The following is a 26595-nucleotide window of genomic DNA, read 5'->3' as shown; positions in this document are numbered from 1 at the left end:
AATCGTCAAATTTTTCAACTATTTGCCGGTACGCAGGCGTAATCCACAATACCAAGCCGGCATCGTTGCAATTCGGCCAAAATCATGGTGCGGTTCTGCTCCGGTCCGGAGACGGTGCATCGTGCACGACCGGACGTGGAAACCATTTCCTGGGCGGTCCCCGAACTTGATACCGACACGAATTGAACGGCTGCTGCCTTACCTCTTCCTGCTGGCCCTGCTTTGCATCGCGCTCGCTTTTCGTCCGCTACTGCCGGTCGATGAGACGCGTTATCTCAGCGTCGCCTGGGAGATGTATCTCGGTGGACATGTCTTCGTACCGACGATGAACTTTGCGCCCTATCTGCAGAAGCCGCCGCTGTTGTTCTGGCTCATCGATCTCGTCTGGAACATCTTCGGTGTGAGCCGCGCGGCGGCGATGCTCGTCATCTTCGCCGCCTCGTCGCTGGTCATCTGGCTGACGACACTTCTGGCCAAAACCCTGTTTCCCGAGCGCCCGGAAATTGCCAGTCGCATCCCCTGGCTGGTGGCCGGCAGCACCGTCTTTGTCATCTATTCGACCCTGATCCTGTTCGACATGCTTTTGACGGCCTGTGTGGTCGCCGCACTGCTGGCGTTGCTGGGCTTCGCCAGGACCGGCAACCGCTGGCAGGCGGTGCTGGCGGGTCTCTTCATCGGGCTCGGCGTGCTGGCCAAAGGCCCGGTCGTGCTCATTCACATCGGCGCGCCCGTCCTGCTCTATCCCCTCTGGCGTGACCGGCGAGCCGGCCTTGCCCCTTTGCAGTTCTTTGCCGGAGCCGGCCTGGCAATTCTCGCCGCCCTTGTCCCGGTCGCTATATGGCTGGCGCCCGCGACCATCCTGACCAAGGGCAGTTTCGTCTACGATCTCGTCTGGAACCAGTCGGCAGGTCGGGTTACCGGAAGCCTGCACAATTCGCATGGCCGGCCGTTTTACTTTTACCTGATGCTGTTGCCGCTCATGTTCGTGCCCTGGGCCTTTATCCCCCCGGTGTGGCGGCTGAAGCCGGCTGCCCGGATACGCAGCCTGATCGGCACGAAATCCCCGGATCTGCGTGCCCTGCGCCTGCTGTCGTTCTCGTTCATTGCGGTGCTGCTGGTCTTCAGCGCCATATCCGGCAAGCAGCCGCACTATGTCGTGCCGGCACTACCATTCGCGACCATTCTGCTGGGCTACTTCATGGCCGAGATTTCAGTCGCCAGGCTGAGGGCTACGGCCTTTGTCATGCTTGCCCTTTTCGCCATCGGCCACGCCGCCGCCTCGGCAACCGTGTTCAAACGCTACGATCTCACGCCGCTGGCGAGCTTCATCGACGAACGAAAGGACGCGGACTGGGCCGTCGCTTACGACTATCAGGGCGAGGTCGGTTTCCTTGGGCGAATAGAGAAGCCATTCGAGAACGCCGACAAGCCTGAGGAATGGCTCAAGTCTCATCCCGGCGGCTACGTCATCGAAAAGCAATCGAAAGATCCGGGCACATCCGAACAGATCGCCTTCCGGCAGCCGGTGGAACGCGGCTATCTGGTCGTCCTGAAGGGACAGCACTGAACGTTTCGTCGGACGCCTATCCCAGCGGCTTCTCGAAGATCAGCGCCGGCAACCCCGAACCGCCGCCGCAATCGGCGGTGCTGCCGACCGGCAAAAATCCCTTCGAACGGTAGAAGGCGATGGCCGGCACGTTGGCCTCTTCCACCTCGACGCGCAACCTGTTCGCCTCGGGAAAGCTGGCTTCGACCTCGTCCAGCAAGGTCTGGCCGATGCCTTGCCGCTGGCAGGCCGGCAGTACATAGAGCTGGTTCAGCAGCACGATCTTCGTATCCGTCGTTGCGGCGGCAAAAGCCATGCCGCCGATACGCTTGCCGTCATCGGCGACCAGGAATTCCGAGTTCGGCCTTGTCAGCCGCGCCTTGAGCGAGGCGATCGAATGCCAGTCGTCGGTAATTTCGGTCACCCGCTCGGCGCCATAGATCGTGTCGTACGTTGCGTGCCAGGTTTCGACCAGCAGCGCGCGGACGGCAGCAAGGTCACGTTCGCTGGCGGTGCGGACGAACATTGTTCTATTCGATACCGAGCTTGGCCTTGACCAGATCGTTAACCGCTTGCGGGTTGGCCTTGCCGCCGGTGGCCTTCATCACCTGGCCGACGAACCAGCCGGCCATGGTCGGCTTGGCGCGAGCCTGCTCGACCTTGTCGGGGTTGGCGGCGATGACTTCGTCGACCGCCTTCTCGATGGCGCCGGTGTCGGTGACCTGCTTCATGCCGCGGCTTTCCACCAGCTGGCGCGGATCGCCGCCCTCGTTCCAAACAATCTCGAACAGATCCTTGGCGATCTTGCCGGAGATGGTGCCTTCCTTGATCAGGTCGATCACGGCACCGAGCTGCTCCGGTGTTACAGGAGCATTTTCAATGTCCTTGCCGGCCTTGTTAAGCTGGCCGAGCAGGTCATTGATGACCCAGTTGGCGGCAAGCTTGCCGTCGCGGCCCGAGGCCACCTGCTCGAAATAGTCGGCGATCGGCTTTTCCGACACCAGGATCGAGGCGTCGTAGGTCGACAGGCCAAGTGAAGAGATCAGGCGCGCCTTCTTGTCGTCGGGCAGTTCCGGCAACTCCTTGGCCAGCGCGTCGACATAGGCCTGATCGAATTCCAGCGGCAAAAGGTCGGGATCGGGGAAGTAGCGGTAGTCATGCGCCTCTTCCTTGCTGCGCATCGAGCGCGTCTCGCCTTTGACGGCGTCGAACAGCCTGGTTTCCTGATCGATCTTGCCGCCATCCTCGAGGATGGCGATCTGGCGGCGCGCCTCGAACTCGATGGCCTGGCCGATGAAGCGGATCGAATTGACGTTCTTGATCTCACAGCGCGTACCGAATTCGCCGCCGGGCTTGCGAACGGAGACGTTGACGTCGGCGCGCATCGAGCCTTCGTCCATGTTGCCGTCGCAAGTGCCGAGATAGCGCACGATGGTGCGCAGCTTGGTGACATACGCCTTGGCCTCGTCGGCGGAGCGCATGTCCGGCTTGGAGACAATCTCCATCAGCGCCACGCCGGAGCGGTTGAGATCGACATAGGACATGGTCGGATGCTGGTCGTGCATCGACTTGCCGGCGTCCTGCTCCAGGTGCAGGCGCTCGATGCCGATCTCGATGTCCTCGAACTCGCCCTGCCGGTCGGGACCGACCGAAATGACGATCGTGCCTTCGCCAACGATCGGCTGCTTGAACTGCGATATCTGGTAGCCCTGCGGCAGGTCGGGATAGAAATAGTTTTTCCGGTCGAACACCGACTTGTGGTTGATCTGCGCCTTCAATCCGAGGCCGGTGCGGATCGCCTGCTTGACGCATTCCTCATTGATGACCGGCAGCATGCCGGGCATGGCCGCGTCGACGAGGCTGACATTGGCGTTGGGCGCCGCGCCGAAAGTCGTCGACGCCCCGGAAAACAGCTTTGCTTCCGAGGTCACCTGCGCATGAACCTCGAGGCCGATGATGATCTCCCAATCGCCGGTAGCGCCGGGAATAAAACGTTTGGCATCGGGCGTGCGGGTATCGATAAGGGTCATGGTGGCCTGCGCTTTTGGCTCGCGAAAACTGCGATTTTCGCGAATTTGGGTATCGGTCTTCGCTAGTGCAAACCGCTTCGCGAGACAAGCGCCCAAAGCAGCGCAGAGCAGCGGGCTGGCCTTTTCAGCCCTTTTCGGCCGCTCGGCAACCGATGAATGAACGCCGCCGGCCGGTATTCGGTCGGCGGTCCTTTCGTCAGGTCAGGCCGTTGCGATATAGGCCCTGATCTCGTCGGCCTCGCGCTCGACATCCTCGATGCGGCGCTTGACCACGTCGCCGATCGACACGATACCGTCGAGCAGCCCGTCCTTTTCCACCGGCAGATGGCGGAAACGGCCTTTGGTCATGATCTCCATCACCTCGTTGACCGTGTGGTTCTCGTTGCAGATCTTCACTTTCGGCGTCATCGCCGAGCGTACCGTTATATCAAGTGCGGCAGCGCCTTCCCTGGCGACGACCCGCACGATGTCACGCTCGGAAAGGATGCCGACGATCTTGCGATCGCCATTGGTGATGACCAGTGCACCGATCTTGTGGTCGGCCAGGATTCGAATGGCTTCGCTGAGCTTTACATTCGGCCCGAGCGTGAACACGTCATGGCCTTTTCTCTCGAGAATTGCCTTAACCGTCATGGCGTCCTCCTCTCCTGCTTGGCTAGCCAGCTCCCGCCCTGACCGGCTTCACATAAGAGTGAACATCGTGCGCCGTGATCGGTTGCTTTTCAAGTGTGCCAGTGGGGTGTGCCAGTGGGCTGCGCCAATAGAGTGCGCTAGTCGGGGGTGCGCTGGTCGTCGGGGATCTCCCATTCAGGCGCCCGCCAGCGCCGGTCGAACCAGCGCAACCCGAAGAAGCCTGCGACGAGGCCGCCAATGTGCGCTTCCCAGGCGATCTGGCCGGGCTCTCCGAGCCCGAGACCGTAAAGGCCGGTGGCGAGATTGATGACCATCCAGGCGCCGAGAAAATTGACGACGCCGCGCATGCGCAAAACGATTGCGATCGGCAGCACGGGGCCGGCAAAGGCCGCCCTGCCGGAGGAGCGGTCGGTACGGAACCCGAAACGCGCCGCAGCACCCATCATGCCCGATATCGCTCCGGAAGCGCCGACCAGCGGCGCTTCGCTGTATGGATGGACCGCCCAGAACAGCACCACCGCGGCCAGCCCGGTGGCGGCGAAAAACAAGGCGAACCAGAACCAGCCGAGACGGTTGGCCAGCGGCGACCCGAAGGCGGCCAGCGCAACCATGTTGATGGCAATGTGGGCAACGCCGCCATGCATGAAGGCATAGGTGAAAGGACGGGTGAAGAGGAACCAGTCGAAACCGTATTGGCCGGTGTAGAGGACCGGAATGAAGGCGCCATCGGTGAGCAATGTTATCTGCTGCTCTTCGGTCAGCACATATTGCTGCAGCAGGAAGACGGCGACGCAGATGCCGATCACCGCCAGCACCACCGGTGGCAGGTTGAACACCGGCTCGCGGCGCGGCGGCGGCGCCTCCGCGGTCTGTTCGGTCTCCAGGGGGCCGGCCGGTTCGCTCATATGCACTGATCCAGGGATTTGCGTGTCGCGAGCATCTAGGCCATGCCCGGACAAATCACAAACTACGAATCACAAAGCGCGAATCACAAACCGCGAATCAAAAAGAAGCCGTCCAAGGTTTCCCTTGAACGGCTGGTCGAGCCCCCTGCTCCCCTAAAACTATTGACCGAAGTGCTGTTGGTCGTCGCGAAACGACCGCTTCTGGAGTGGTTTTGGTGTGCCATGGCAAGCCTGCGCGCGCAACGTAAACCACTTGTTAACCTTAACGCCCCCGACCCGTGAACAAGTCTTAACGACGCTGGCACGCATCCTGCTCCGGAACGCATGTAGGTCATCGGAGGGCGCCCTTTCTGTTCACCGATGGGACCATCAGACGGCAGAATGCGCGGAGTTTCATAGCATGAACCAGAACGGATCAATCGCGCTGTTCCATTATTGGAATCGCCTGCGTGGTGGACGTCCTGCCCCAAAGCGTTCGGAGATCGAACCTGCCGACATCAAGGCGCTTTTGGCCGACACCTTCATCCTGGAAAGGGATACGCGTGGCGAAGCGGTGTTCCGGCTTGCCGGCACCAGGCTTTGCGCCGGCTACGGCCGCGAGCTCAAGGGTTTTTCGTTCCCCTCGCTATGGCGCGAGAAGGACCAGCGGCTGGTGTCGCGCCTCATTCACGGCGTTTTCGAGCAGAAATCCGTGGTGCTGATCACTTATGAGGGGTTCAGCCGCAGCGGCCGGTCCAACCACTTCGAGTTGCTTGCGCTGCCGCTCGACGGCGGCGTCGAGAACCCGCGCTGCCTCGGCGTCATCAGCGCCGTGGAAAAGCCGTTCTGGCTGGGCGCCGACCCGATCACCGACGCGCTGATCGACGCCATCCGCGTCATCGCTCCCGACAAGGAACCGATGTTCCTGAAAAACCGTCCGGAAATATCCGTTCCTTCGCTGGCTCCCACCGAACTCGAAGCGGCGGAGACCATCTCGGCGCTCGGTCGGTCGCGCCGTATCCGCCACCTCGTCGTGTTCGACGGCGGGCGCGAGCAATAGTCTCCAAGCCGGCGCTAATCTTAACTATCGGCGACCCACTTTTCTCCTTTGTTAACCTGCTTGGCTGTAGTTTTGGCCGAGATTCCACGCACGACGCGGGAATGCCAACGGGGTGTAGGCAGTCATGAGGTCAGCGGCGGTCGAATACGCACCGTCCCGCGCCGAAAGGCGTAATTTTCAGCGCGTCCGGGTCAAGATCTACGGGCGCTTCATGCTGGAGGACCGCACCGAACACCCTTGCCAGGTCGTCGATATGTCACCGGGCAATGTCGCGTTGCGCACCGAGCGCGTCGGCATGCCGGGCGAAAAAATCATTGCCTATATCGATCATATCGGCCGCATCGAGGGCGTGGTGACGCGCACCTCGCAGGACGGCTTCGCCATGACCGTCATTGCCTCGGATCGCAAGAAGGACAAGCTTGCCGCGCAGTTGACCTGGCTCGCCAACAAGCATGAACTCGACCTGCCGGAAGACCGTCGCCACGAACGCGTGGCGCCGCGCAACCCGACAAGCGTCCTGCAGCTCACCGACGGGCGCCAGTATCAGTGCCGCATCATCGACCTGTCGCTGTCGGGCGCGGCGGTCGAGATCGACGTCAAGCCGGCGCTCGGCATCCAGGTCATGCTGGGCACCATGCGTGGCCAGGTGGTGCGTCATTTCGAGGATGGCGTTGCCATCGAATTCGCCGTCATCCAACGCCCGGAAACGCTCGATTCCGAGTTCAACGCCCCGCGCGCCTGAACGATCGGCAACAGGCAGCAAAAACGAACCGGCCCTGCGCGGCCGGTTTTTTGTTGCCGGCGTTCCGCCTGCCTCTCCAGCTTGTAGCGGCACGCAGCAAATCCACGGCTCCACCCGGAAATCCGCGCCCCGACACCCCGGTTTTACGCCGAGACCTGAACGATTTTATATTAAAATAGATCAAATTTTACGCTTATTCTATTGCGGTTTTACTCAATGTCTACTTCGGGTTTTTGCGTCAAATAAATCCAGCGCTGTCATTGTCTCCTCAAACGGGGAGACTGACCAATGGCGAAGATTTGGGGCAAGCTGTTGCTCTTGGCAATGGCGATGCAGCTTTCCGCTTGGGGAACGGCGCAAGCAGCAGGGCCGGCCTACATGCACACCGGCGGCCGCACGACACAGCCGGTCGGTCACTACGAATTCTGCCAGAAGCTGCCGCAGGAATGTGCTCAGCGCACGCCGAAGCAGGCGCCCGTCGAACTGACCCGCAAGCTGTGGGCGGCGATCGTCGACGTCAACAATTCTGTCAACACCCGGATCGTGCCGCGCACCGACATGGAAATGTGGGGCAAGGAAGAGGTCTGGTCCTATCCCGGCAGCGGCTTCGGCGACTGCGAGGACTATGCGCTGGAGAAGCGCCGCGAATTGATGGCGCTTGGCGTTCCCGCCGGCAATCTCTTGATGACCGTGGCGCGCCAACAAAATGGCGACGGCCATGCGGTGCTGACCGTGCGCACCAGCCTCGGCGAGTTCATCCTCGATAATCTGGAGTCCAAGGTGCTGTCCTGGACCGACGCAGACTACACCTACCTGAAGCGCCAGTCCGACCAGAATTCCGGCGTGTGGGTGACGATCAACGACGGCCGCGCCGACGCGGTTGCCAGCGTCCGCTAGGACGCCATCACAGAGGTCAAGCACATCGAATAATGCGACGTGCCTAACGAGAAAGCCCGGTCGAGTCCCCACCCTCCCCGTCCCCAACGACCGGGTTTTAAGGAGCCGGCCCCGTCCCCGGGCCGGCTCCACCATTTCAGACCATGATCCCGAACCGAAGGACCGCGGCAGCGAAAAGTGAGAACCGGTTTTTGCTGCGCTGACCCGCCGTTCGGAAAAGATCATCGCCAAACAGGAATAGAGTTCAGGCCTTCTTCAGCCCGGCCTTGAAGCGCTTGCCGTTGGCGACATAGTGCGCGGCCGAGGCGCGCAGCCTGGCGACAGCGGCATCGTCCAGCGTCCTGATCACCCGCCCGGGCGAGCCGACGATCAGGCAATTGTCGGGGAACTCCTTGCCTTCGGTGACTAGCGCGCCGGCGCCGACCAGGCAATTCCTGCCGATCCTGGCGCCGTTGAGCACTATGGCGCCCATGCCGATCAGGCTGTTGTCGCCGATCGTGCAGCCATGCAGCAAGGCGCGGTGGCCGATGGTGCAGCCCTGCCCGATCGTCAGGGGAAAACCGGGATCGGTGTGCATCACCGTGTGTTCCTGGACATTGCTGTCGGCGCCGATGACGATCGCCTCGTTGTCGCCGCGGATGACCACGCCAAACCAGAAGCCGGCATTGCGACCGACGCTGATGTCGCCGATCAACGTCGCGTCCGGCGCGATCCAGTTGCTGTCGGGATCATCGAAACGGGGCGCTTTTCCGTCGATTGCATAGGTCGGCATTTGCAGTCTCCGATTCGTCGCAGGCCGGGACAAACCCTAGAACAATCCTACGAAAACCGCGTAGCGGTTTCCCCCAGCAATTGCCTCAAGGCAAATACCGCGCCAGCGATTCCACCAAAAGCTGAAGCGCACCAGGAGAGCCAATGCCCCAGGAGGCAATGGCGATCAGCACGATGCCCAGCGTCAGCGCCCAGGCGATCACCGTGCAGCCGCAGGACATCAGCATCAGCGTCGAAATGCGGCCCTCGCGCCGCGCATCGAGCGCATCGTTGGCGAGCATGAACGGCCCGGCGCAAGCGGTCGCGGCCAGCGAGCGCAGGATGTACGCCGGCGACACATAAGGCTCGGCAAAGGCAAGCCGGCGGCCCGCCGCCAGTTCCATCACGGACCCGGTAAGCCCGCAGGCGGTGAGGCCGACGGCGAAAGCGAAGAGAACGGGCAGCAGCAGGCTCATCTTTACCTTCCGTTTACCATGAAATCGCACAGTCGCGTCCAGCGCAGCAAGAGCCATGCCGCGTCATGTGTGCCGCCCAGGGACAGAGGGCGGCGACTATGGGGATTGCGATGAAGCAGGCAGCGACCGCAGAAGAGTTCAACGTCGTCGATTCCGTGCTGATGAAGCGGGTGTTCTATGCTTTTGCCGCATTGGCGCTGCTGTCGCTGGCGATCAGCCTTGGCGGAAAATGGTTCGGCCGCTCGATCGCCATGGCCGGCTACACCGACGACACCACGGTCCACAGGGTAGTGATCGGCAACAATGTCATTGCCGTGCCGGCCAACGCCATCCGCTTCCTGCAGGCGCGGCGCGACGGCATCGCTTCGCGCCTCGACCTCTATCTGCGCTATCCCCAGATGGACGGCTACAGCGAAGCCGCCCGCGACGATTTCAACCACACGGGGGCCGCCAAAAACATCATCTTCCTGTCGTTTGAACCGCAGATGATGTCGCGCGACATGAGCGGCCGTTTCGCGCCGATCTATAGCGCGCTCATCAGCCAGCCCGGCGCGCCCGGCCCCGGCGGCACGACGATTTACGGTTTTACGGAAAAATCAGGCTATCTCAACGAGGTGCTCGCGGTCGCCGGCCGGGCCGGCAAGGACCCGTTCGTCGCCCGCTGCCTGAGCGGACCGAGCGCCGAGGAATCGCTGGCGCCCTGCGAGCGGGACATCCAGGTCGGCGACAGCCTCAGCCTGACCTACCGCTTTCCCCGGGAGTTGCTGGGCAACTGGCCGGCGCTTGACGCCGCTATCGTCGCCGAGGCCACGCGCGTCCTGAAGACCGCACGGTAGCGGCCCTCTGCTTTTGTCATACACGGGCGCGAAGCCGCGCGGACCCGAGGATCCGTTCCATGCCCTTAAGGCAGCGAAGCGGTGCAGAATTACTGTTGGGAAGCAGCAGAGGCAGTTCTGGACCGCCACATTCCTGAGCCGAGGCCCGGAATGTATCCCAGGGTCTCAGCGACGCCGCTCTGCGGCTGCTTCTCCCCGGGATGACGATGGCGCAGCTGGCTGCCGCCAATCGCCGAAGTCCGTAGCCATCTGGCTCAGGCCAGATCGATGTCGAGGATCGCCATCGAGAAATTGTAGTCGCCGTCATCCTCATCCTTGAAGACGATGCCGAGGAACTCGTCGCCGACATAGACCTCGGCGGAATCTTCCTTGCGCGGCCGCGCCTTCACCTCGAGTTTGGGATTCTGGAAGACGCGCTTGAAATAGGCGTCCAGCTTTCTGATTTCGTCCGGCTTCAAAAGTCTTCTCCGATCGTCGGGCTTGCTCGTTGGAACGCGCTTCTGGCACGTCGACAATGGCGATGTAAAGGCAAGCCGGCTGGATAGAACGCGAACCCTGGGGCCGGATGATTTCAGGTCGAATCCAAATCCGCCTCTAAATCAAGGAGGTAGAGCATGATGTCGTCCGAAAACCGCCTCACACTTTTCGGCATCATGCTCCAGAGGCAATGGCGCCGGCAACCGGACTTCAGTCCGGCGCGCCGGGTGTTGCAAATCAGATGTCGAAGCTGACGACCTGATCCATCGACTGCGACGGCAAAAGCTGGTCCATCTGCCGCGAAGGCTGGTCGCAGCCGGTCTCGCCGACGACGCGGGCCGGTACGCCGGCAACCGTCTTGTTGTGCGGCACCGGCGACAGCACGACCGAGCCTGCCGCGATCTTCGAGCAATGGCCGATCTCGATATTGCCGAGAATCTTGGCGCCGGCGCCGATCAGCACGCCGTAACGGATCTTGGGGTGACGGTCGCCGCCGGCTTTGCCGGTGCCGCCCAGCGTCACGCCATGGAGGATCGACACATCGTCCTCGATCACCGCCGTCTCGCCCACGACGAGGCCGGTGGCGTGGTCGATGAAGATGCCCTTGCCGATGCGGGCGGCCGGGTTGATGTCGGTCTGGAACACCGAGGACGAGCGGCTCTGCAGATAGAGCGCGAAATCCTTGCGGCCCTGATTCCACAGCCAATGGGCCAGCCTGTGCGTCTGGATCGCATGGAAACCCTTGAAATAGAGCACCGGCATGATGAAGCGGTCGCAGGCCGGATCGCGGTCGTAATAGGCCTGGATGTCGACACGCACGATCGACGACCATTCCTTGTCGTCGGCCAGCATCGACTTGAACGTCTGGCGGATGAGGTCGGAGCCGATGTCCTGATGCGCGAGCCGCTCGGCGAGCCGATGGATGACAGCTTCCTCCAGGCTCTCCTGGTTGAGGATGGTCGAATAGAGGAACGCCGCCAGAAGCGGGTCGCGGTTGACCGCTTCCATCGCCTCGTCGCGGACCGAACGCCAGATCGGATCGACCGGCTGGACCATTGTGGGGCGGGAAATGCTGATGCTGTTCATCGACGTCTTGTCCTGCGTCCTGGCCGCTTGCCTATTCTCCGGCGGCACATATAAGCCAGATCATAGCACGATTGAACTCAATTTTCCTTAGTGCTCGGTGAAATGGATTTGGTTCACGGAAATTCAAGCCGCCATGGAAAACGAACCCTTGATCGACGCTCCGCTGAAACGCGCGCTCTCCGCGCTCTATCAAGCTCCGGATCGCCACTATCACAACCTCGCCCATATCGAGGCGTTGCTGGCGCTGGCGGACGAATATCGAGCATCGCTGCATGATTCCGGCGCCGTCGAAGCCGCGATCTGGTTCCATGACGCCATCTATGACAGCCGCGCCAAGGACAACGAGGCCAGGAGTGCGGCACTTGCGCAGGACAAACTTGCCACCCGCACCGATCCGGAGCGCCTCGGCCGCATCGCGGCGATGATCGTCGCCACCGCCACGCATGAACTGCCCAGCCTTCACCCAGGGGGCCTTGCCGATGAGAACGCCCTCCGCGACGCAGCGCTTTTCCTCGACATGGACTTGGCGATCCTGGGTGCGTCAGCCGACGCTTTCGACGCCTATGAACAAGCGGTCCGACGCGAATATGGCTGGGTCGAGGAGCCGATGTGGCGCGCCGGCCGCGGCGCGATTCTCAAGACTTTCCTTGCGCGCCAGCATATTTTTCACTCGCAGGAATTCCGCCAGAGGTTCGAGCCCCAGGCCAGGCAAAACCTGGCGCGGTCGCTCGAAACGCTCAAACCCTAATCCGGAAAGGTCTCCATGCGCTGGGCATAGGCTTTGAAACCGGCGCGCCGGTAAACCGCTTGCGCGCCAGGGTGATCGAAGGTGTCGGTATGAAGCCAGATCCTTTGCGGCGCCCGCGACCAGATGGCGCGAAGCGCCTGGTCGAGCAGGAACGGGCCAAGCCTGCGACCCTGGAAGGCGGGAGCCAGCCCGAAATGAACCAGCTCGACCTCAGGCTGGCCGACGCCGTTGAATTCGCACAGGCCAGCGGCCACGCCCTCGACGCGCAGCACGTGGATATGTGTCGAGGGCAGCGCCAGCAGGCGCTTGAGGTCTTCCGCCGGCATGCGCAGCCGCTGGTCCCATTGCACGGGCTCGCCGACCGCGTGGTAGAGGCTGATATAGTCGGCCACATCAAGTGTTTCACGCGCCACCGTGGCGCCCGATAGCGGGCAGTCGAAAGCCGGCGCCGAATTCGGTTCGCGCATGTCCATATAGGTGACGAGAAGGTCAACCAAAGCGGCACCGCCTCCGGCTGCAAGCCAGACGAAGATCGATCACCTGAAGGCGCCAACGGACTTGGTGGCCGCCCAAACAAAGAACAGGCCGATCACCAACGACAGCCCGTTGAGGATGATACCGACGATGCCGAGGACACGATTGTCGTTTGAACGTCCCAGTGCCATCAAGCCAAAAACCACGCCGGTGATGTGCGCCAGCGGCGCCGCAACGAGAAACACCAGCAGAAAAACCCCGCCGAGGACGTTTTGAGCGGCCAGCGACGCCTCGCCTGGCATCAACGCCAGCGTGACCACCGCCGCAAAATCCATTGCGAACGCCAGCAGGGCCAGGATCACCGAGCGTTTGCCCAAGCTGCTCCGCCCCGCCACGCCGGGCATTGCTATCGTGCTTCTTCCCCATCCGGCCATTACTCGTCCCCGATCAGGTGAAAGCGCCGATCGTCGATGCCATTGCCACAAGCAGCAGGAAGCCAACCGCCAGGGAGCCGCCGTTGAGCAGGATGCCGACGACCCCAAGCACGCGGCTATCGTTCGAACGCACCAGCGCCATCAGCCCGAAAATCAATCCGGCAATATGCGCCAACGGCCCTGCCAGCAGGAAAACCGCCATGAAGAAAGCCGTGGCGATGTTCTGGGCACGCTCGGATGCGTGGGCCGGCAGCGCCACCATTGTGGTCAGCGCTATCACACCGGCACCGAAGGCGAGCAGCGCCAGGATGACGGAACGCTTGCCGAACATGCTTGTCACGACGGCGCCCGGCAGAGCGTCGGCGCTTCTTCCCCATTGAGCCATTGTTTGCCACCCCTCGCCGGCCGCCCAATCCATTTCGCCCGAAAAATCGCTTACCGGTTAAAGCGGATTTTCGGCATAAAACTCCAAAACCCGCTGCTTGAAAATCTTGTCGCCCACAGCCAGCATATGGTCGCGGCCGTCGATGTGAAATGACTTGGCATTCGGCATCAGCGCGGCGAGCTCGTCGGGCGAGCCGCCGATATCGTCTGTCGTCCCGACCGCAATCAGCGTCGGTTGGGCGATGCGCGTCATGTCGTGTTCGCTGAGCAGTTCGCGCGACGTGGCGATGCAGGCAGCCAATGCCCGGCGGTCGCTGCGCGTCTGATCGGCAAAGGCGCGAAAGGAGCGACCGCGCGGATGGCTGGTGGCGGCCGGATCGTCGGCCAGCAGCGCCTCGGCGATCGGATCCCAGTCGCCGACCCCGTCGACCATGCCGATCCCGAGCCCGCCGAAGACCAGCGTCGCCACCTTGTCCGGATCCGACAGCGCCAGGAACGCCGAAATGCGCGCGCCCATCGAATAGCCCATGACATGCGCGCGGCCGATGCCAAGATGGTCGAGCAGGGCCGCCGCGTCCGAAGCCATTTTGGCCGGGGTGTAGTCGGCCTCGTCATAGCTTTTCGACGACGAGCCGTGGCCGCGATTGTCGAAGGCGATGGCGCGATAGCCGGCATCGTTCAGCGTCTTGAACCAGCCGGGCGATACCCAGTTGACATAGTGGCTGGAGGCAAAGCCGTGGATCATCAGCACCGGATCGCCCGCCCCCGACGCCGGCCGGCGGTCGAGGAAGGCGAAGTCGAACCCGTCATGGGAGAAGAATTGCATCGGGAGCGGCTCAGCCGGCGCCGGGCGTGGGCGCGTTGCCGTTGTCCGATGGCGGCATGCCGGGGCCGGACACCGTGCCGACGGCCGGATGGCGCAGCAGATCGCCATGGTCGATGCCGTTTTTGGCGGCGGTGCCGGCCTTGAGCTCCAGCACGAAGCGCACTGGCACACCCGGCGAGATGACTGCATCGGACAATGGAGTGCCGTGCTTGACGGCCCGGACCTTGCCGTCCTGTCCAACAAAGATCAGGTCGAGCGGCATCGGCGTGTTGTGCATCCAGAAGCCGACCTGCTTCTGCATCTCGAAGACGAACAGCATGCCATGATTGTCGGCCATATCCTGGCGATACATCAGGCCGGCCTCGCGTTCCGAGTCGGTGTCGGCGACTTCGATCGAAAAGGATTTATCGCCGCCTTTCGTCGCCACGACCAAGGGTGTCGGATCGACGGGAAGGATCATCGCCTGACCGCCGGCGATCGTCTGCTGGGATGCGGTCGGCTGCCCGGAATAGAAGTAAGCGCCTGCGGCTACCGCAACAATGACGCAGAGCGCGCCCGCTGTCAGCCAGTTCCTGTACGCCATTGGAAATCCTCGACCAAAGACCATGATCCCTAAAAGTGGTCTCAGGTATTCGGATAAGATCGTGGTGAAACCAAGAAAAAGAGCCGTCCTGACTTCCTCAGGAAGGCTCGCGTCCTAATGCGCGACCGGCAAGGTGCCCATATCGGGGTGAATCTCGGCAGCCATGAGGCCCTTGTCACCGCGTCCGAAACGCACCAGCACGACCTGTCCGGGCCTGAGCTCGGTGATGCCATAGCGGCGCAGCGTCTCCATATGGACGAAGATATCCTCGGTGCCCTCCCCGCGCGTCAGAAAGCCGAAGCCCTTGGTGCGGTTGAACCACTTAACCAGCGCCCGCTCGAGCCCGCTTTCCGGCGTCACCGCCACATGGGTGCGCTGTTCCTGCATCTCGGCCGGATGGATCGCCGTAGTGGTGTCCATGGACAGCACCCGGAACGCCTGCAAACCACGGTCGCCGTGCTTGACAAGGCACACGACACGCGCGCCCTCCAATGCAGTCTGAAAACCGTCCTTTCGAAGGCAGGTGACATGGAGGAGGATGTCGCCCGAAGAACCGTCATCGGGAAGTATGAAACCGTAGCCCTTGGCCACGTCGAACCATTTGATGGCGCCGGCGATTTCGACAAGGTCGGCGCTATCGCCGCCACTGTCACTCTTCAGGGCGTCGTTAAGGTTCTCATCCCGCCTCGTGAAAGAGGCCTTATCCCCCATAAGAACGCCCCCTTTTTTTCAAGGAAACCACAAGTGATTCTTGACATTAGATTAACACCGCCGCTTCCGGGGTGTGCAAGACCTGCCGTGCCTTTTTTCGCGGTTGAATACAGGAATAGCTGACTTGTTGTTTGCCGGCGTCGCTGCCGACAGCAATGACGATCCATCAAGGCGGTCAACCGGTCGGCAATTTGCAAGGGATTTCGCCGAAATCGGCAACCACTTGTGTCCGGCGCTTTTGTCAGAGCCATCTGATTTTCCAAAACCGGTGACCACTTTCAGTCCGATGCTCGTTGCCCTTCGGCGGGGTGGACCTTATGTTGCCTCGCAACCCAAACATCCCCGAGGAAATCCCATGCGCTACCTCCACACAATGGTCCGTGTCGCCGACGTCGATGTCTCGCTCGATTTCTACTGCAACAAGCTCGGCCTTAAGGAAGTGCGCCGCTACGAAAACGAGCAGGGCCGCTTCACGCTGATCTTCCTCGCCGCCTCCGAGGATGTAGAAAGCGGCATCACTGAGAAGGCGCCGCTGATCGAACTGACCTACAATTGGGATCCGGAGGAGTACAAGGGCGGCCGCAATTTCGGCCATCTCGCCTATGAGGTCGACGACATCTACGCCACCTGCCAGCATCTGATGGACAATGGCGTCATCATCAACCGGCCGCCGCGCGACGGCAACATGGCCTTCGTCAAGTCGCCGGACGGCATCTCCTTCGAACTGCTGCAGAAGGGCCCGGCCAAGCCCAAGGCCGAGCCGTGGGCATCGATGCCGAACACCGGCACCTGGTAGCGATCACGCCATCTTGAGCGAGGCGGCCGCGCCGACAAGCCGGCCGCCTTTGCCATTTCGAGCAACGGCACCTATTTACCTGCCTGTCGCGCCAGCCAAGCAAAGCCAGTGCCTCATCCAGGAGAATTCATTTATGCCGACCAGCCGTGCCGATGTCACCACCGCATATGCCAGCCGCTATTTGCAGCAGCTGTGCAAGCACTGGGCGCACAAATTTCCCGTCGAGTTCGATCCAAACCACGGCACCATCGATCTGTCGCTCGGCCGCACGGTTCTCGATGCCGATGCGGCAGCGCTGCATATCACGGTGTCGACGGATGAAAGTGGATCGCTGGAGCGCATGGAGAGCGTCGTTGCCGATCACATCAAGCGCTTCGCCTTCCGCGAGGAGCTGACTTTCGAGTGGAAGCAGGCTCCGGCGACCTGATCTGCTGTCAGCCGCAACGCCGAACGCCGGAAGCTGCCAGCCCCGGACAACGTTATGGCGTCACTTGGTTGCGACGCCATCTGAATTGTCGGAACGACGGATCGATCAGAACTTGTAGTTCAGGCCGATCTTGATCGTATGGGCGTCGATCTTCACCCTTGCGTCGTTGCCCTCGATATCTGTCAAACGGACCTTGCCGAAGTCGAAGTACTGGTATTCCAGCTTCGTGGTCCATTTGTCGGCGAAGGCCCATTCGACACCGCCACCGATCGTATAGCCGAAGCGGCCTCCGCTCCTCGATGCGCTGCTGTCCGGGTCGGGCACCCCGTCAAAATCGAAAGTATCGCCATAACTCAATTTGTAGTGAGTCGCCGCCGCGCCGCCCTTGGCGTAGATCAGCAGCCTGTCGGTGGCGTAGCCCAGACGTGCCGTCAGATCGCCATAGACGCCCAGTTTCGCCGATCCGAAATTGTCCGGCTCTTCGACGATAGTCCTGTCGCCCTCGATGCCGAGATAGCCCAGATCGGCTTCGACGCCATAGACGAATGCTCCGGACTGCCAGTTGTAACCGGCCTGAACGCCGCCGAGGAAGCCGTCGGTATCGACGTCATGGGTCTGACCAAGCTCCTCGTCGAAGAAGGAATCCGTCTGGTCGACCGCGTCACCGCGTCCCCAGCCATAGCCGGCGTTGATGCCGACATAGCCACCCGACCAGACAAACCCTGCCGGTACGGTCTCAATCACGTCGGCGGCGAACGCCGCGCCGCAAGCCGAAATCAGGAAAGTAGATGCGAGAAGCAGACGTTTCATGAAACTCCCCAATGCGTCGGAAAGAGCATAGCACAGACATGCAGTATTCATTAAGCTGCCCAGGCCGGATAATCGAAAATTGTTGCAGAAAAACAACTGTTTAGCCGAGGCTTAATTAGCATCGCGACCGCAACGTAGAAGCGGTTCAAAGCGAACGCGCTATCTGCAGCAGCGCCAGCACCGAGCGCCAGTTGCGCGCGGTGCCGGGCACTTTCAGCACGCGCGGGATGAGTTTGGCGAACACCGATTTGCCGAGCCCGTCCGGCGCCTTGAGGTAGAGCACGTCGTCCCTGACCTCGAAGCTTTCCGGGCCGGTGCATTTTTCGGCAAGCCTGGCGATCTCGTCCGCCGTCGGCTGGCGCTCCAGCGTGTAGGCGTGAAGCTTGGTCGGATCGCCGGCGACTTCCGGATAAGGATTCTCCTTCACCAACCGTTCGAACCAGGAGAGATCGCGCACCATGATGCGCGAGTGAAAGCCCCATTTTTTCTCGAACGCCATTTCGATCTGTTTCGCCAGCGTGGCGGCGTCGCCCTTCTTGGTCCGGAACACGACATTGCCGCTCTGCACATAACTGGCGACATCGGTGAAGCCTAGCGCCTCGAATAACGCCCGCAACTCCGCCATCTGGACGATGCGGTTGCCGCCGACATTGATGCCGGAAAACAGCGCGACGAAGACCACCCTTCGCTCTTCGAGCTTCGGGTGGCAGGCTGTACCGCTCATATGATGAACCCGGCCAGGGTCTCGTTGTCGGTGATGTCCTGATAGTGCACGCCCTCGGCCTCGAAATTCGCCCTCAGCAAATCGAAGTTTCGCCGGTCTTTGGTTTCGATGCCAATAAGCACAGAGCCGAAGTTGCGCGCCGATTTCTTCAGATATTCGAAGCGCGCGATGTCGTCGTCGGGACCGAGCAGTTCGAGGAAGTCGCGCAGCGCGCCCGGCCGCTGCGGAAAGCGGATGATAAAATATTTCTTCAGCCCCTCGAAGCGCAGCGCCCGCTCCTTCACGTCGGGCAGCCGCTCGAAATCGAAATTGCCGCCCGACACCACCGCGACGATGGTCTTGCCGCGGATTTCCTTGCGCGAAAAATCCTTCAACGCGTCGATCGCCAAGGCACCGGCCGGCTCCAGCACCACACCTTCGATGTTGAGCATCTCGATCATGGTGGCGCAGAGCCGGTTCTCAGGGATCAGCCGCACCGCCTGAGCGGCGAACTCCTTGAGGTGGCGCAACGGCTCGCGGCCGATCTCGGCCACCGCCGCGCCGTCGACGAAATTGTCGACATTGGCGAGCCGGACGCGCTTGCCGCTGGCGAGGCTCTGATGCAGGCTCGGCGCACCGGCCGGTTCGCAAAAGACGTAGCGCGCGTCACGTTGCTGATCGGCGAAATAGTGCGTCACCCCCGCGGCCAGGCCACCGCCGCCGACCGGCAGCATGATGATGTCGGGCATGCGCGCGCCTGGCATCTGGTCGGCGATCTCATAGGCGACCGTCGCCTGCCCCTCGATAATATCCTTGTGGTCGAAGGGCGGCACCATATGCGCGCCGGAACTTTCGGTGAATTCGAAGGCGGCGCGGTAGCAGTCGTCGAAGAAGTCGCCGACCAGCCTGATCTCGACGAAATCGCCGCCGAACAGCCGCGTCTTGTCGATCTTTTGCTGCGGCGTCGTCACCGGCATGAAGACCACGCCCTTCTTGCCGAAATGGCGGCAGACGAAGGCAAAGCCCTGCGCATGGTTGCCGGCCGAGGCGCAGACGAACAGCTCGGCCTCGTTGCCGGCGGCAAGCGCCTTGCGGAAAAAGTTGAAGGCGCCGCGGATCTTGTAGGAGCGCACCGGCGAAAGATCCTCGCGCTTCAACAGCACCCGAGCCCCCGTCTTCTTCGACAGATAGTCGTTTTCCTGCAGCGGCGTTTCGGGAAAGATCTCGCGGATCGCGGCTGCGGCGGTGGCGACACGGGAGGAGAAACTGTTCATGGCGCCGTCACCTCTGGATCGAATGGTTCGAAGGCGAAGCCTATTGCACAATTCGCCGTTTGCAGCCACCGATGCGGCGCGGCCGCTTTGACGCGCCAGCAGGAAATCCATTGGAGCCATCTTCATGCCTGTTTCGGCTGTCGCCCTGAAGACCGTAGACCTTCCTGAATTCGGCGAGCCAACAGTGATGCCGCTAGTTCAGCGGCGGACCTACGAAGCACGCATCGAGGCTCTGCTGGCGCGCGGCGCCAAGGCCGGGCTCGACGCCTTTGCCGTCTATGGCGACCGCGAGCACGCGGCCAATGTCGCCTATCTCAGTGGTTACGATCCGCGTTTCGAGGAGACGTTGCTGGTCATCGTCCCCGGCAGCCAGTCAAAGCTTCTCGTCGGCAATGAGGGCTGGGGCTATGCCGAAATCTGCGACGGGCCTTACGAGCGCGTCCTCTACCAGACCTTCTCGCTGCCGGCGCAGCCACGCGACCGCTCGGCCTCTCTATCCGACACGCTTGCCGCCTGCGGCCTGAAGGCCGGCCAGAAGATCGGCGCCATCGGCTGGAAGCCGTTCGGCCCCGGCGATGGCGGCTTTGGCGAGACGACGCTCGACCTGCCTTCCTTCATCGCCGATACGCTGCGCACACTGGCCGGCGACAGAGGCGCGGTGGTCAACGCCGCCAACCTGTTGATGAACCCATCCGACGGCCTACGCGCCATCAACGAGGCAGACCAATTGGCGTCCTTCGAATTCGCCGCGACTTTTTCCTCGCAGGGCCTGCGCAATGTGCTTGGGGGTATCGAGCCCGGCATGAGCGAATTGCGGGCCGCGCGGCTGATGGGGATCAACGGCCTGCCCCTGTGCTGCCACCCGATGCTGTCCGCCGGCAGGCGTGCGCCCTACGGCTTGCCTAGCCCGCGCCTCGACATCATCAAGCGCGGCGATCCTGTCACCATGGCCTATGGCATCCAGGGCTCGCTCAACGCCCGCGCCGGCTTCCTGGTCGAGAGCGCGGCCGAACTGCCGCGCGAGATAAGCGACTATGTCGAACAGCTGGTAGCGCCCTATTTCGCCGCCGTCGTCGACTGGTACGAGACCATCGGCATCGGCGTTGCCGGCGGAGCGCTGTGGAAAGCCGTGCATGACCGCATAGGCGACCCGTTCTTCGGCGTCTCGCTCAATCCCGGCCATCTCGTCCATATCGATGAATGGATGCATTCGCCGGTGTTTTCGGGCTCGGACATCAAGCTGCAATCGGGCATGGCGCTGCAGGTCGACATCATTCCGGCGACCGGAACCAGCTATTTCACCACCAACATCGAAGACGGTATCGCGCTTGCCGATGAGGCGTTGCGCGAGGAGATCGCGGCCCGTTATCCCGAGGCATGGCGCCGCATCGAGGCGCGCCGCGCCTTCATGGGCGATGTGCTCGGCATCAGGCTCAAGCCCGAGGTATTGCCCTTCTCCAACATCCCTGCGTTCCTGCCGCCATTCTGGCTTTCGCGCAACAGTGCGATGACCGTGGCTCGACGCTGACCACATTTCGGCTGGACACGACTTACTTCTGCCGCACTCTCACTGTCCGGGAGGTGCCGCGGGGGTATATGGGCCTTTTGGCCGGAGTGGAATTTTTGACGTGCGTTTGAAGACGATTTGCATTCTTGCACTTGCCCTGTTGATCGCCGGCTGCGGCGGCCGCAAAACCGAGGAACTGCTCGGCAGCGCCGTCATGTCCACGCCGGTGACCGAAATCTCGGGCAATCACTCGATCTTCATTGCCACCACACGCAAGAAATCCGACGATCCCAACAAAGTTTTCGACGGCGAACGCTCGGCGACGCTGAACTACGCCCGCGTCACCGTCACCGTTCCCGGCGTCCACCAGACCGGCCAGATCGAGCGCCGCTCGCGCGGCAAGTCGAACGACCCGGCGAAATACTTCATGGCTTCCGAGGTCGTCGGCTACGATGCGCAGCCTCAATTCTCAAGCGCGCTCAACGCCGACATCGCCGCGCGCGGCGGCCGCGTCATGGTCTTCGTGCATGGCTACAACACCGGCTTCGACGACGCGGTCTACCGCCTGACCCAGATCGTCCACGATTCCGGCTATCCCGGCACGCCGGTGCTGTTTTCCTGGGCATCGGGCGCCAGAACCACCGACTATGTCTATGACAAGGAAAGCGCCAGCGCCGCCCGCGATCAGCTGGAGGTGACATTGCGCATGCTGCAGCAGTCCGGCGCGCGGCGCATCGACATCGTCGCCCATTCGCTCGGAACCTGGGTGACCATGGAAACGCTGCGCCAGATGGCCATCACCGGCGACCGCGATCTCGGCGGCAAGCTCGGCGATGTCGTGCTGGCTTCTCCCGACATCGACGTCGACGTCTTCAAGAGCCAGATGCGCCGCTACGGCAAGCCGGACAAGCCGTTCATCCTGCTGCTCTCCGACGACGACCGGGCGCTGCGGCTCTCAGGCCTGATCGCCGGCTCGCGGCCACGCGTCGGCGACTACAAGGATGCCGCCGACCTCGCCGCTTATGGCGTCACCGTGGTCGACCTTTCCAAGGTCAAGGGAGGCGACAGCTTCAACCACACCAAGTTCGCCGACAATCCCGAACTGGTGAAGATGATCGGCCAGCGGCTGCGCGAGGATGATGGCTTTGCCAGCGACCAGACGGTGACCGACCGTATCAGCGCGCTCGGACAATAAGGCTGTCGCCTTGCGGCGACCGTCGCCGCGTGAGGTCGCGAATGCCGCTCGGCCCGATCACTTTCAACTGGACCGGGCCGGTCTCTGCCTCTACGACATTGAAATCGGCGCCAATGCGCCAGCGGGAGCCCGCGTGAACGAGCGTTGGAAGACTGTCCTGGTCCTTGCGTTCGCGCTCGCTGCCGCCGGCTGCGCCGGCCCCAACACCCATGACCTGTTGAACAAGACGACGGTTTCGGTGCCTGCCTCCGACATCGCGGCCACCCACGAAATCTTCGTCGCCACCACCCGCAAGCAGGCGACCAAGGACCCACGCCAGGTGTTCGATGGCGATCGCTCGCTGACCACCAGCTACGCCCGCGTCGACGTCACCGTGCCGAAGGTCCACCAGGTCGGCGCCATCGAGCGCGCCAAGGGCTCGGCAAATTCGAACCCGGCCAAGCAATTCACCGCCACCGACGTCGTCCACTATGGCGACGCCTCGCAATTCGCCAAGGCCGTCGGTGCCAACATCACCATGAATGGCGACCGCGCGCTGGTCTTCGTCCACGGCTTCAACAACGGCTTCGACGACGGGGTCTACCGGCTGACGCAGATCGCCCACGACACCGAATATCCCGGCACGCCGATCCTGTTTTCGTGGGCTTCGAGCGGCAAGACCACGGGCTATATCTACGACAAGGACAGCGCCAACGCCGCGCGCGACGACCTCGAGGCGACGCTCAGGATGCTCGCCAAGACAAAGGTCAAGAGCATCGACATCATCGCGCATTCGATGGGAACCTGGGTGACGATGGAAGCGCTGCGCCAGCTCGCCATCACCGGCGACCGCGATCTCGACGGCAAGCTCGGCCGTGTCGTCCTGGCATCGCCCGATATCGATGTCGACGTCTTCAAGAAGCAGATGATCCGCTACGGCAAGCCCGACAGGCCGTTCGTCATCCTGCTTTCCGCCGACGACCGTGCTCTGAGACTGTCCAGCCTGCTATCCGGCGACAAGCCGCGCGTCGGCGACTACGGCAACGCCGCCGACATTGCCAGTTACGGCGTCGTTGTGGCCGACCTCAGCCAGATCAAGGGCGGCGACCGCCTGAACCACGCCAAATTCGCCGACAACCCGTTCCTTGTGCAATTGCTCGGCGACCGTCTGCGCGCTCCAGCCGGCCTGGCATCGGACGAACCCACGCAGGGCCAGATCGACAATCTCGGCCGAGGCCTCGGCAAGGCAGTCGGATCCGTCGCCGAGATCATCATCACCACGCCATTCAAGGTGCTGACCATCGCCACCGGCGGATGAGAGCCAAGCAGCGGGCTGATCTCAGATAAAAAGATCGACCTTCTGGAACGTCGTCACGTCGATCAGGCCGACATCGGAAATCCTGAGCTCCGGAATGACGACCAGCGCCAGCAGCGAGTGCTGCATGTAGGCGTTGTTGAGCGAGCAGCCCATCTTGCGCATTGCTTCGGTGAGTTTCTCGGCCTTGGCCGCCACGATTTCGGCGCGCTCGTCCGACATCAGCCCGGCGATCGGCATTTCGACAAGCGCCAGTTCCTTGCCCTTTGAAAACAGCACCACGCCGCCACCGACCTCGCCCAGGCGGTTGACGGCCAGCGCCATGTCTTCCTTGTTGGTGCCGACGCAGATGATGTGGTGGGCATCATGTGCGACGCTCGACGCAATGGCGCAGTCGCCCATATAGCCGAAGCCTGAGACGAAGGCATTGGTGACGCCGCCGGTGCCGCGGTGGCGCTCGACCAGCGCGATCTGGCAGATGTCGTTGCGGCGGTCCATGGCGACCAGCCCGTCCTCGACCGGCAGGTCGGCCTCCAGCGCCCGCGTCGGCGCCTGGTTTTCGATCACGCCGATGACCCGCACCCGCACCTCGTTGGCGCCCTTGGGCGCCGCAATGTCGAAGTCGCCTGGCTTCAGCTTCTTGCCGAGCTTGACGGTGTTCTTCGCCGATTTGGGGTAATCATAGGCCGGGATGTCGATCTCGAGCTTGCCGCCCTTGGCCAGCCTGATACCGCGGCCATAGACCTCGTCGATGGTCATGGCGGCGAGATCGGCGACGATCAGCAGATCGGCCAGCCGTCCCGGCGCGATCGAGCCGATCTCGCGCTCCAGCTTGAAATGCTGGGCGGTATTCAGCGTCGCCATCTGGATCGCCGTCACCGGCTTCAATCCCTGTTGGATGGCGTGGCGCACCACCCGGTCCATATGGCCTTCATGCACCAGCGTGCCGGAATGGCTGTCGTCGGTGCACAGGATGAAGTTGCGCGGGTCGAGCCCGCTCTCGGTCACCGCCTTGATCTGCGAGGCAACATCGTACCAGGCCGAGCCCAGCCGCAGCATTGCCTTCATGCCCTGGCGCACGCGGGCGATCGCGTCCTCGGCGCGCGTGCCTTCATGGTCGTCCTCCGGCCCGCCGGCGACATAGCCATGGAACGGCAGGCCGAGATCGCGCGACGCATAGTGGCCGCCGACCGTCTTGCCCGCTCGCACCGTGGCGGCTATCTCGCCCGACATCACCGGATCGTTGGCCACGACACCGGGAAAATTCATCACTTCGCCGAGCCCGATGATGTTTTCCCAGGTCATCGCTTCCGCGACATCGGCGACCGTCAGTTCGGCCCCGGCATGCTCCAGCCCCGGCGCGGACGGCACGCAGGACGGCATCTGGACATGGACGTTGATCGGCATGGCGACGGCCTCGTCATGCATCAGCCGCACGCCGGGCAGACCCAGCACATTGGCGATCTCGTGCGGATCGATGAACATCGAGGTGGTGCCGTGCGGGATGACGGCGCGGCAGAACTCGGTCACCGTCACCATGCCGCTCTCGACATGCATGTGCGCGTCGCACAGGCCGGGCACGAGATAGCGACCGCCGGCGTCGACCACCTTGGTGCCCTGGCCGATGGCATGGCTGGCATTCGGCCCGCAATAGGCGAAGCGGCCGCCTGATATGGCGATGTCGGTGCCGGCTATGATTTCGCCGGAGTGCACGTTCACCCAGCGGCCGTTGCGAATGACGAGATCGGCAGGCTTGCGCCCCGTCGCGACGTCGACCAGATGCGTCGCCATCTCGGTCCAGGGCTTGGGTTTCGTCGCCGACGGCTGCTTGGCCATGAAAGACTCCTGTTTGCCAGACTGTGCCAAGCCGGCAAGGTTTTGGCCAGCGATCACGGACGAAATCCGCTCGATGATCGGCGGATGCGCTGCACCCGTTCACACCGGCGAGCGTCACGGCGGTCATTCAGTTTGGCTTGTGCCGGCACTTATGCTACTATTCTGCCGACGGTGCTGATTTGCGCCGACGACCCGCCGCGAGGCGGGTTTTTGTTGTGATGAGGCCGAAACCTCCTGAGGTGAAGTCATGACCCGGTTCCTGAAAGCACTCGCCTTCGTCACCCTGTTCCTGATCTCGGCCGGCTTTGCATCCGCCGAGGAACGTTGGCAGACCTTGCCCGAACCGGCGGCCATGCCCAAGCCTGAACAGAGCGGATATGCGCCGGTCAACGGCATTCAGATGTACTACGCCGTTTTCGGCGCCGGTGATCCGATTCTCCTGATCCATGGCGGCCTTGGCCATGGCGACATCTGGGCAAGCCAGGTGGCGACCATGTCCAAGACGCATAAGGTTATTATCGCCGACAGCCGCGGCCATGGCCGTTCTACCCGCACCGAGCAAGCTTACGGCTATGACCTCATGGCGTCGGACTATCTTGCGCTGCTCGACTATCTCAAGATCGACAAGACCGCTCTTGTCGGCTGGAGCGACGGCGGCATTATCGGCATCGACATCGCGCTGCATCATCCGGAGCGGCTGACACGGCTCTTTGCGCAGGCCGCCAACGTCACCACCGATGGCGTCGATCCGGGTGTGCTGACCAACAAGACCTTTGCCGCCTACATCGACCGCTCGGGCCGCGACTACAAGAAACTGGCGAAGACTCCCGACCAGTACGGTGCCTTCGTGGCGCAGATCAGCCACATGTGGGAGTCGGAGCCGGCCTGGACCAAGGAACAGCTCGGCAAGATAACCACGCCGACCGCGATCGTTGCCGGCGACCATGACGAGGCGATCAAGCGCGAACACACCGAATACATGGCCTCCGTCATTCCGGGCGCCAAGCTCATCATCCTGCCCAACGCCAGTCATTTCGCCATGCTGCAGGCGCCGGACGAATATAGCCAGGCGGCGCTGGACTTCATCGACGCCAAATAGCGCCCCCAGCTGAGCACCCAGCGCAGCAACGGGTACATTCCGATTGTTGAACAATGGGTTCCGTTTTGCGGCGAATA

30 protein-coding genes are annotated in these 26595 nt (G+C 62.3%); 12 read left to right on the top strand and 18 right to left on the bottom strand.

The genetic code is table 11. The features are described from left to right. The first annotated feature begins 166 nt into the window (after nt 1-166). Nucleotides 167-1567: an ArnT family glycosyltransferase gene (locus tag NKI64_RS24145; RefSeq protein WP_352670496.1), complete on the top strand. Its 1401-nt coding sequence runs from the start codon at nt 167-169 to the stop codon at nt 1565-1567. 16 nt (nt 1568-1583) lie between these two features. Here the strand turns inward: NKI64_RS24145 and NKI64_RS24140 are convergent, their stop codons facing one another. The 4 genes from NKI64_RS24140 to NKI64_RS24125 form a co-directional block, all read right to left on the bottom strand. Next, nucleotides 1584-2072, bottom strand: coding sequence for a GNAT family N-acetyltransferase (locus tag NKI64_RS24140; RefSeq protein ID WP_352670493.1), 489 nt, complete (start codon nt 2070-2072; stop codon nt 1584-1586). 4 nt (nt 2073-2076) lie between these two features. Beyond that, entirely contained in the window at nt 2077-3576 is a 1500-nt protein-coding gene (gene gatB, locus NKI64_RS24135; RefSeq protein WP_023715796.1) for an Asp-tRNA(Asn)/Glu-tRNA(Gln) amidotransferase subunit GatB, read from the bottom strand. A gap of 201 nt (nt 3577-3777) precedes the next feature. Continuing rightward, nucleotides 3778-4209 carry a CBS domain-containing protein gene (locus tag NKI64_RS24130; protein ID WP_023667498.1) on the bottom strand — a complete coding sequence of 144 codons (432 nt, stop codon included), beginning with the start codon at nt 4207-4209 and terminating at the stop codon, nt 3778-3780. 137 nt (nt 4210-4346) lie between these two features. Further along, nucleotides 4347-5114, bottom strand: coding sequence for a rhomboid family intramembrane serine protease (locus NKI64_RS24125; RefSeq protein WP_352670490.1), 768 nt, complete (start codon nt 5112-5114; stop codon nt 4347-4349). A gap of 400 nt (nt 5115-5514) precedes the next feature. Here NKI64_RS24125 and NKI64_RS24120 point away from each other — a divergent pair, with 400 nt between their 5' ends. The 3 genes from NKI64_RS24120 to NKI64_RS24110 all read left to right on the top strand — a co-directional run bounded on the left by NKI64_RS24120 (nt 5515) and on the right by NKI64_RS24110 (nt 7792). Next, on the top strand, nt 5515-6153 hold the full coding sequence (locus tag NKI64_RS24120) for a PAS domain-containing protein (RefSeq protein WP_352670488.1): 639 nt from the start codon (nt 5515-5517) through the stop codon (nt 6151-6153). Between the two features lie 124 nt (nt 6154-6277). Then, on the top strand, nt 6278-6895 hold the full coding sequence (locus tag NKI64_RS24115) for a PilZ domain-containing protein (protein ID WP_023667501.1): 618 nt from the start codon (nt 6278-6280) through the stop codon (nt 6893-6895). A gap of 288 nt (nt 6896-7183) precedes the next feature. After that, a complete protein-coding gene (locus NKI64_RS24110; protein WP_352670485.1) occupies nt 7184-7792 on the top strand; it encodes a transglutaminase-like cysteine peptidase in 609 nt (202 codons plus the stop codon). A 244-nt stretch (nt 7793-8036) separates the two neighbouring features. Here the strand turns inward: NKI64_RS24110 and NKI64_RS24105 are convergent, their stop codons facing one another. Both NKI64_RS24105 and NKI64_RS24100 read right to left on the bottom strand, forming a co-directional pair. After that, nucleotides 8037-8564, bottom strand: a complete 528-nt coding sequence (locus tag NKI64_RS24105) for a gamma carbonic anhydrase family protein (RefSeq protein WP_352670482.1) — start codon at nt 8562-8564, stop codon at nt 8037-8039. A gap of 85 nt (nt 8565-8649) precedes the next feature. Next, entirely contained in the window at nt 8650-9018 is a 369-nt protein-coding gene (locus NKI64_RS24100; protein WP_023667504.1) for a DUF6949 family protein, read from the bottom strand. A 110-nt stretch (nt 9019-9128) separates the two neighbouring features. Here NKI64_RS24100 and NKI64_RS24095 point away from each other — a divergent pair, with 110 nt between their 5' ends. Then, on the top strand, nt 9129-9854 hold the full coding sequence (locus NKI64_RS24095; protein WP_023667505.1) for a hypothetical protein: 726 nt from the start codon (nt 9129-9131) through the stop codon (nt 9852-9854). Between the two features lie 254 nt (nt 9855-10108). On the opposite strand, the gene NKI64_RS24090 is transcribed toward NKI64_RS24095, so the two are convergent. Beyond that, complete coding sequence (locus tag NKI64_RS24090; protein WP_006200852.1) at nt 10109-10312, bottom strand: DUF3126 family protein; 204 nt, start codon at nt 10310-10312, stop codon at nt 10109-10111. 256 nt (nt 10313-10568) lie between these two features. After that, the gene (cysE, locus tag NKI64_RS24085; RefSeq protein WP_023667506.1) at nt 10569-11417 is read right to left on the bottom strand and encodes a serine O-acetyltransferase; all 849 of its coding nucleotides are present in this window, start codon (nt 11415-11417) and stop codon (nt 10569-10571) included. Nucleotides 11418-11550: 133 nt separating this feature from the next. Between cysE and NKI64_RS24080 the strand changes: the two genes are divergently transcribed. Next, nucleotides 11551-12165 carry an HD domain-containing protein gene (locus NKI64_RS24080; protein WP_023702481.1) on the top strand — a complete coding sequence of 205 codons (615 nt, stop codon included), beginning with the start codon at nt 11551-11553 and terminating at the stop codon, nt 12163-12165. Here the strand turns inward: NKI64_RS24080 and NKI64_RS24075 are convergent. The 6 genes from NKI64_RS24075 to NKI64_RS24050 all read right to left on the bottom strand — a co-directional run bounded on the left by NKI64_RS24075 (nt 12162) and on the right by NKI64_RS24050 (nt 15577). Next, nucleotides 12162-12662: a GNAT family N-acetyltransferase gene (locus NKI64_RS24075; RefSeq protein ID WP_023702482.1), complete on the bottom strand. Its 501-nt coding sequence runs from the start codon at nt 12660-12662 to the stop codon at nt 12162-12164. The two genes, NKI64_RS24080 and NKI64_RS24075, sit on opposite strands and share 4 nt — an antisense overlap. 39 nt (nt 12663-12701) lie before the next feature. Beyond that, entirely contained in the window at nt 12702-13016 is a 315-nt protein-coding gene (locus NKI64_RS24070) for a hypothetical protein (protein WP_023667509.1), read from the bottom strand. Nucleotides 13017-13086: 70 nt separating this feature from the next. Further along, entirely contained in the window at nt 13087-13458 is a 372-nt protein-coding gene (locus tag NKI64_RS24065) for a hypothetical protein (protein WP_023695388.1), read from the bottom strand. A gap of 57 nt (nt 13459-13515) precedes the next feature. Continuing rightward, on the bottom strand, nt 13516-14283 hold the full coding sequence (locus tag NKI64_RS24060; protein WP_023805268.1) for an alpha/beta fold hydrolase: 768 nt from the start codon (nt 14281-14283) through the stop codon (nt 13516-13518). Between the two features lie 10 nt (nt 14284-14293). Then, nucleotides 14294-14866, bottom strand: coding sequence for a DUF192 domain-containing protein (locus NKI64_RS24055; protein ID WP_023805269.1), 573 nt, complete (start codon nt 14864-14866; stop codon nt 14294-14296). Nucleotides 14867-14980: 114 nt separating this feature from the next. After that, nucleotides 14981-15577 carry a cold-shock protein gene (locus NKI64_RS24050; RefSeq protein ID WP_352670475.1) on the bottom strand — a complete coding sequence of 199 codons (597 nt, stop codon included), beginning with the start codon at nt 15575-15577 and terminating at the stop codon, nt 14981-14983. 355 nt (nt 15578-15932) lie between these two features. Here NKI64_RS24050 and NKI64_RS24045 point away from each other — a divergent pair, with 355 nt between their 5' ends. After that, on the top strand, nt 15933-16373 hold the full coding sequence (locus NKI64_RS24045; protein WP_023667513.1) for a VOC family protein: 441 nt from the start codon (nt 15933-15935) through the stop codon (nt 16371-16373). A 133-nt stretch (nt 16374-16506) separates the two neighbouring features. After that, nucleotides 16507-16800, top strand: a complete 294-nt coding sequence (locus NKI64_RS24040) for a DUF2218 domain-containing protein (RefSeq protein ID WP_023681521.1) — start codon at nt 16507-16509, stop codon at nt 16798-16800. Between the two features lie 105 nt (nt 16801-16905). On the opposite strand, the gene NKI64_RS24035 is transcribed toward NKI64_RS24040, so the two are convergent. The 3 genes from NKI64_RS24035 to ilvA form a co-directional block, all read right to left on the bottom strand. Further along, a complete protein-coding gene (locus NKI64_RS24035) occupies nt 16906-17610 on the bottom strand; it encodes an outer membrane protein (RefSeq protein WP_352514860.1) in 705 nt (234 codons plus the stop codon). 145 nt (nt 17611-17755) lie between these two features. After that, nucleotides 17756-18334, bottom strand: coding sequence for a DUF1697 domain-containing protein (locus NKI64_RS24030; RefSeq protein WP_352670472.1), 579 nt, complete (start codon nt 18332-18334; stop codon nt 17756-17758). Beyond that, a complete protein-coding gene (ilvA, locus tag NKI64_RS24025) occupies nt 18331-19587 on the bottom strand; it encodes a threonine ammonia-lyase IlvA (RefSeq protein ID WP_023715803.1) in 1257 nt (418 codons plus the stop codon). The genes NKI64_RS24030 and ilvA overlap by 4 nt, the downstream gene beginning before the upstream one ends. Nucleotides 19588-19711: 124 nt before the next feature. On the opposite strand from ilvA, the gene NKI64_RS24020 reads away from it, so the two are divergent. From NKI64_RS24020 to NKI64_RS24010, 3 genes are all read left to right on the top strand, one after another. Beyond that, complete coding sequence (locus NKI64_RS24020; RefSeq protein WP_352670468.1) at nt 19712-21115, top strand: aminopeptidase P family N-terminal domain-containing protein; 1404 nt, start codon at nt 19712-19714, stop codon at nt 21113-21115. A gap of 100 nt (nt 21116-21215) precedes the next feature. Then, nucleotides 21216-22289 (top strand): alpha/beta hydrolase, encoded by a 1074-nt coding sequence (locus NKI64_RS24015; protein ID WP_023691199.1) that lies wholly within the window; start codon nt 21216-21218, stop codon nt 22287-22289. A 133-nt stretch (nt 22290-22422) separates the two neighbouring features. Then, nucleotides 22423-23586 carry an alpha/beta hydrolase gene (locus tag NKI64_RS24010; RefSeq protein ID WP_023734424.1) on the top strand — a complete coding sequence of 388 codons (1164 nt, stop codon included), beginning with the start codon at nt 22423-22425 and terminating at the stop codon, nt 23584-23586. Nucleotides 23587-23607: 21 nt separating this feature from the next. Here NKI64_RS24010 and ade read toward each other — a convergent pair whose 3' ends face one another. Further along, the gene (gene ade, locus NKI64_RS24005; protein ID WP_023751503.1) at nt 23608-25419 is read right to left on the bottom strand and encodes an adenine deaminase; all 1812 of its coding nucleotides are present in this window, start codon (nt 25417-25419) and stop codon (nt 23608-23610) included. Nucleotides 25420-25666: 247 nt separating this feature from the next. On the opposite strand from ade, the gene NKI64_RS24000 reads away from it, so the two are divergent. Continuing rightward, complete coding sequence (locus NKI64_RS24000) at nt 25667-26518, top strand: alpha/beta fold hydrolase (RefSeq protein ID WP_352670463.1); 852 nt, start codon at nt 25667-25669, stop codon at nt 26516-26518. Nucleotides 26519-26595 lie beyond the last annotated feature (77 nt).

Origin of the sequence: Mesorhizobium sp. M0478 (assembly GCF_040321305.1) — a bacterium.
Lineage (GTDB): Bacteria > Pseudomonadota > Alphaproteobacteria > Rhizobiales > Rhizobiaceae > Mesorhizobium.
The sequence above is the reverse complement of the archived record's forward strand: the minus strand, read 5'-3'. Positions and strand labels throughout refer to the sequence as shown.

What these genes read in the sequence shown, in the direction of transcription:
- NKI64_RS24140 (WP_352670493.1), bottom strand. Translation starts at nt 2,072, where the DNA reads ATGTTCGTCCGCACCGCCAGCGAACGTGACCTTGCTGCCGTCCGCGCG.
- gatB (WP_023715796.1), bottom strand. Translation starts at nt 3,576, where the DNA reads ATGACCCTTATCGATACCCGCACGCCCGATGCCAAACGTTTTATTCCC.
- NKI64_RS24130 (WP_023667498.1), bottom strand. Translation starts at nt 4,209, where the DNA reads ATGACGGTTAAGGCAATTCTCGAGAGAAAAGGCCATGACGTGTTCACG.
- NKI64_RS24125 (WP_352670490.1), bottom strand. Translation starts at nt 5,114, where the DNA reads ATGAGCGAACCGGCCGGCCCCCTGGAGACCGAACAGACCGCGGAGGCG.
- NKI64_RS24120 (WP_352670488.1), top strand. Translation starts at nt 5,515, where the DNA reads ATGAACCAGAACGGATCAATCGCGCTGTTCCATTATTGGAATCGCCTG.
- NKI64_RS24115 (WP_023667501.1), top strand. Translation starts at nt 6,278, where the DNA reads ATGAGGTCAGCGGCGGTCGAATACGCACCGTCCCGCGCCGAAAGGCGT.
- NKI64_RS24110 (WP_352670485.1), top strand. Translation starts at nt 7,184, where the DNA reads ATGGCGAAGATTTGGGGCAAGCTGTTGCTCTTGGCAATGGCGATGCAG.
- NKI64_RS24105 (WP_352670482.1), bottom strand. Translation starts at nt 8,564, where the DNA reads ATGCCGACCTATGCAATCGACGGAAAAGCGCCCCGTTTCGATGATCCC.
- NKI64_RS24100 (WP_023667504.1), bottom strand. Translation starts at nt 9,018, where the DNA reads ATGAGCCTGCTGCTGCCCGTTCTCTTCGCTTTCGCCGTCGGCCTCACC.
- NKI64_RS24095 (WP_023667505.1), top strand. Translation starts at nt 9,129, where the DNA reads ATGAAGCAGGCAGCGACCGCAGAAGAGTTCAACGTCGTCGATTCCGTG.
- cysE (WP_023667506.1), bottom strand. Translation starts at nt 11,417, where the DNA reads ATGAACAGCATCAGCATTTCCCGCCCCACAATGGTCCAGCCGGTCGAT.
- NKI64_RS24080 (WP_023702481.1), top strand. Translation starts at nt 11,551, where the DNA reads ATGGAAAACGAACCCTTGATCGACGCTCCGCTGAAACGCGCGCTCTCC.
- NKI64_RS24065 (WP_023695388.1), bottom strand. Translation starts at nt 13,458, where the DNA reads ATGGCTCAATGGGGAAGAAGCGCCGACGCTCTGCCGGGCGCCGTCGTG.
- NKI64_RS24060 (WP_023805268.1), bottom strand. Translation starts at nt 14,283, where the DNA reads ATGCAATTCTTCTCCCATGACGGGTTCGACTTCGCCTTCCTCGACCGC.
- NKI64_RS24055 (WP_023805269.1), bottom strand. Translation starts at nt 14,866, where the DNA reads ATGGCGTACAGGAACTGGCTGACAGCGGGCGCGCTCTGCGTCATTGTT.
- NKI64_RS24050 (WP_352670475.1), bottom strand. Translation starts at nt 15,577, where the DNA reads ATGGGGGATAAGGCCTCTTTCACGAGGCGGGATGAGAACCTTAACGAC.
- NKI64_RS24045 (WP_023667513.1), top strand. Translation starts at nt 15,933, where the DNA reads ATGCGCTACCTCCACACAATGGTCCGTGTCGCCGACGTCGATGTCTCG.
- NKI64_RS24040 (WP_023681521.1), top strand. Translation starts at nt 16,507, where the DNA reads ATGCCGACCAGCCGTGCCGATGTCACCACCGCATATGCCAGCCGCTAT.
- NKI64_RS24035 (WP_352514860.1), bottom strand. Translation starts at nt 17,610, where the DNA reads ATGAAACGTCTGCTTCTCGCATCTACTTTCCTGATTTCGGCTTGCGGC.
- NKI64_RS24030 (WP_352670472.1), bottom strand. Translation starts at nt 18,334, where the DNA reads ATGAGCGGTACAGCCTGCCACCCGAAGCTCGAAGAGCGAAGGGTGGTC.
- ilvA (WP_023715803.1), bottom strand. Translation starts at nt 19,587, where the DNA reads ATGAACAGTTTCTCCTCCCGTGTCGCCACCGCCGCAGCCGCGATCCGC.
- NKI64_RS24020 (WP_352670468.1), top strand. Translation starts at nt 19,712, where the DNA reads ATGCCTGTTTCGGCTGTCGCCCTGAAGACCGTAGACCTTCCTGAATTC.
- ade (WP_023751503.1), bottom strand. Translation starts at nt 25,419, where the DNA reads ATGGCCAAGCAGCCGTCGGCGACGAAACCCAAGCCCTGGACCGAGATG.
- NKI64_RS24000 (WP_352670463.1), top strand. Translation starts at nt 25,667, where the DNA reads ATGACCCGGTTCCTGAAAGCACTCGCCTTCGTCACCCTGTTCCTGATC.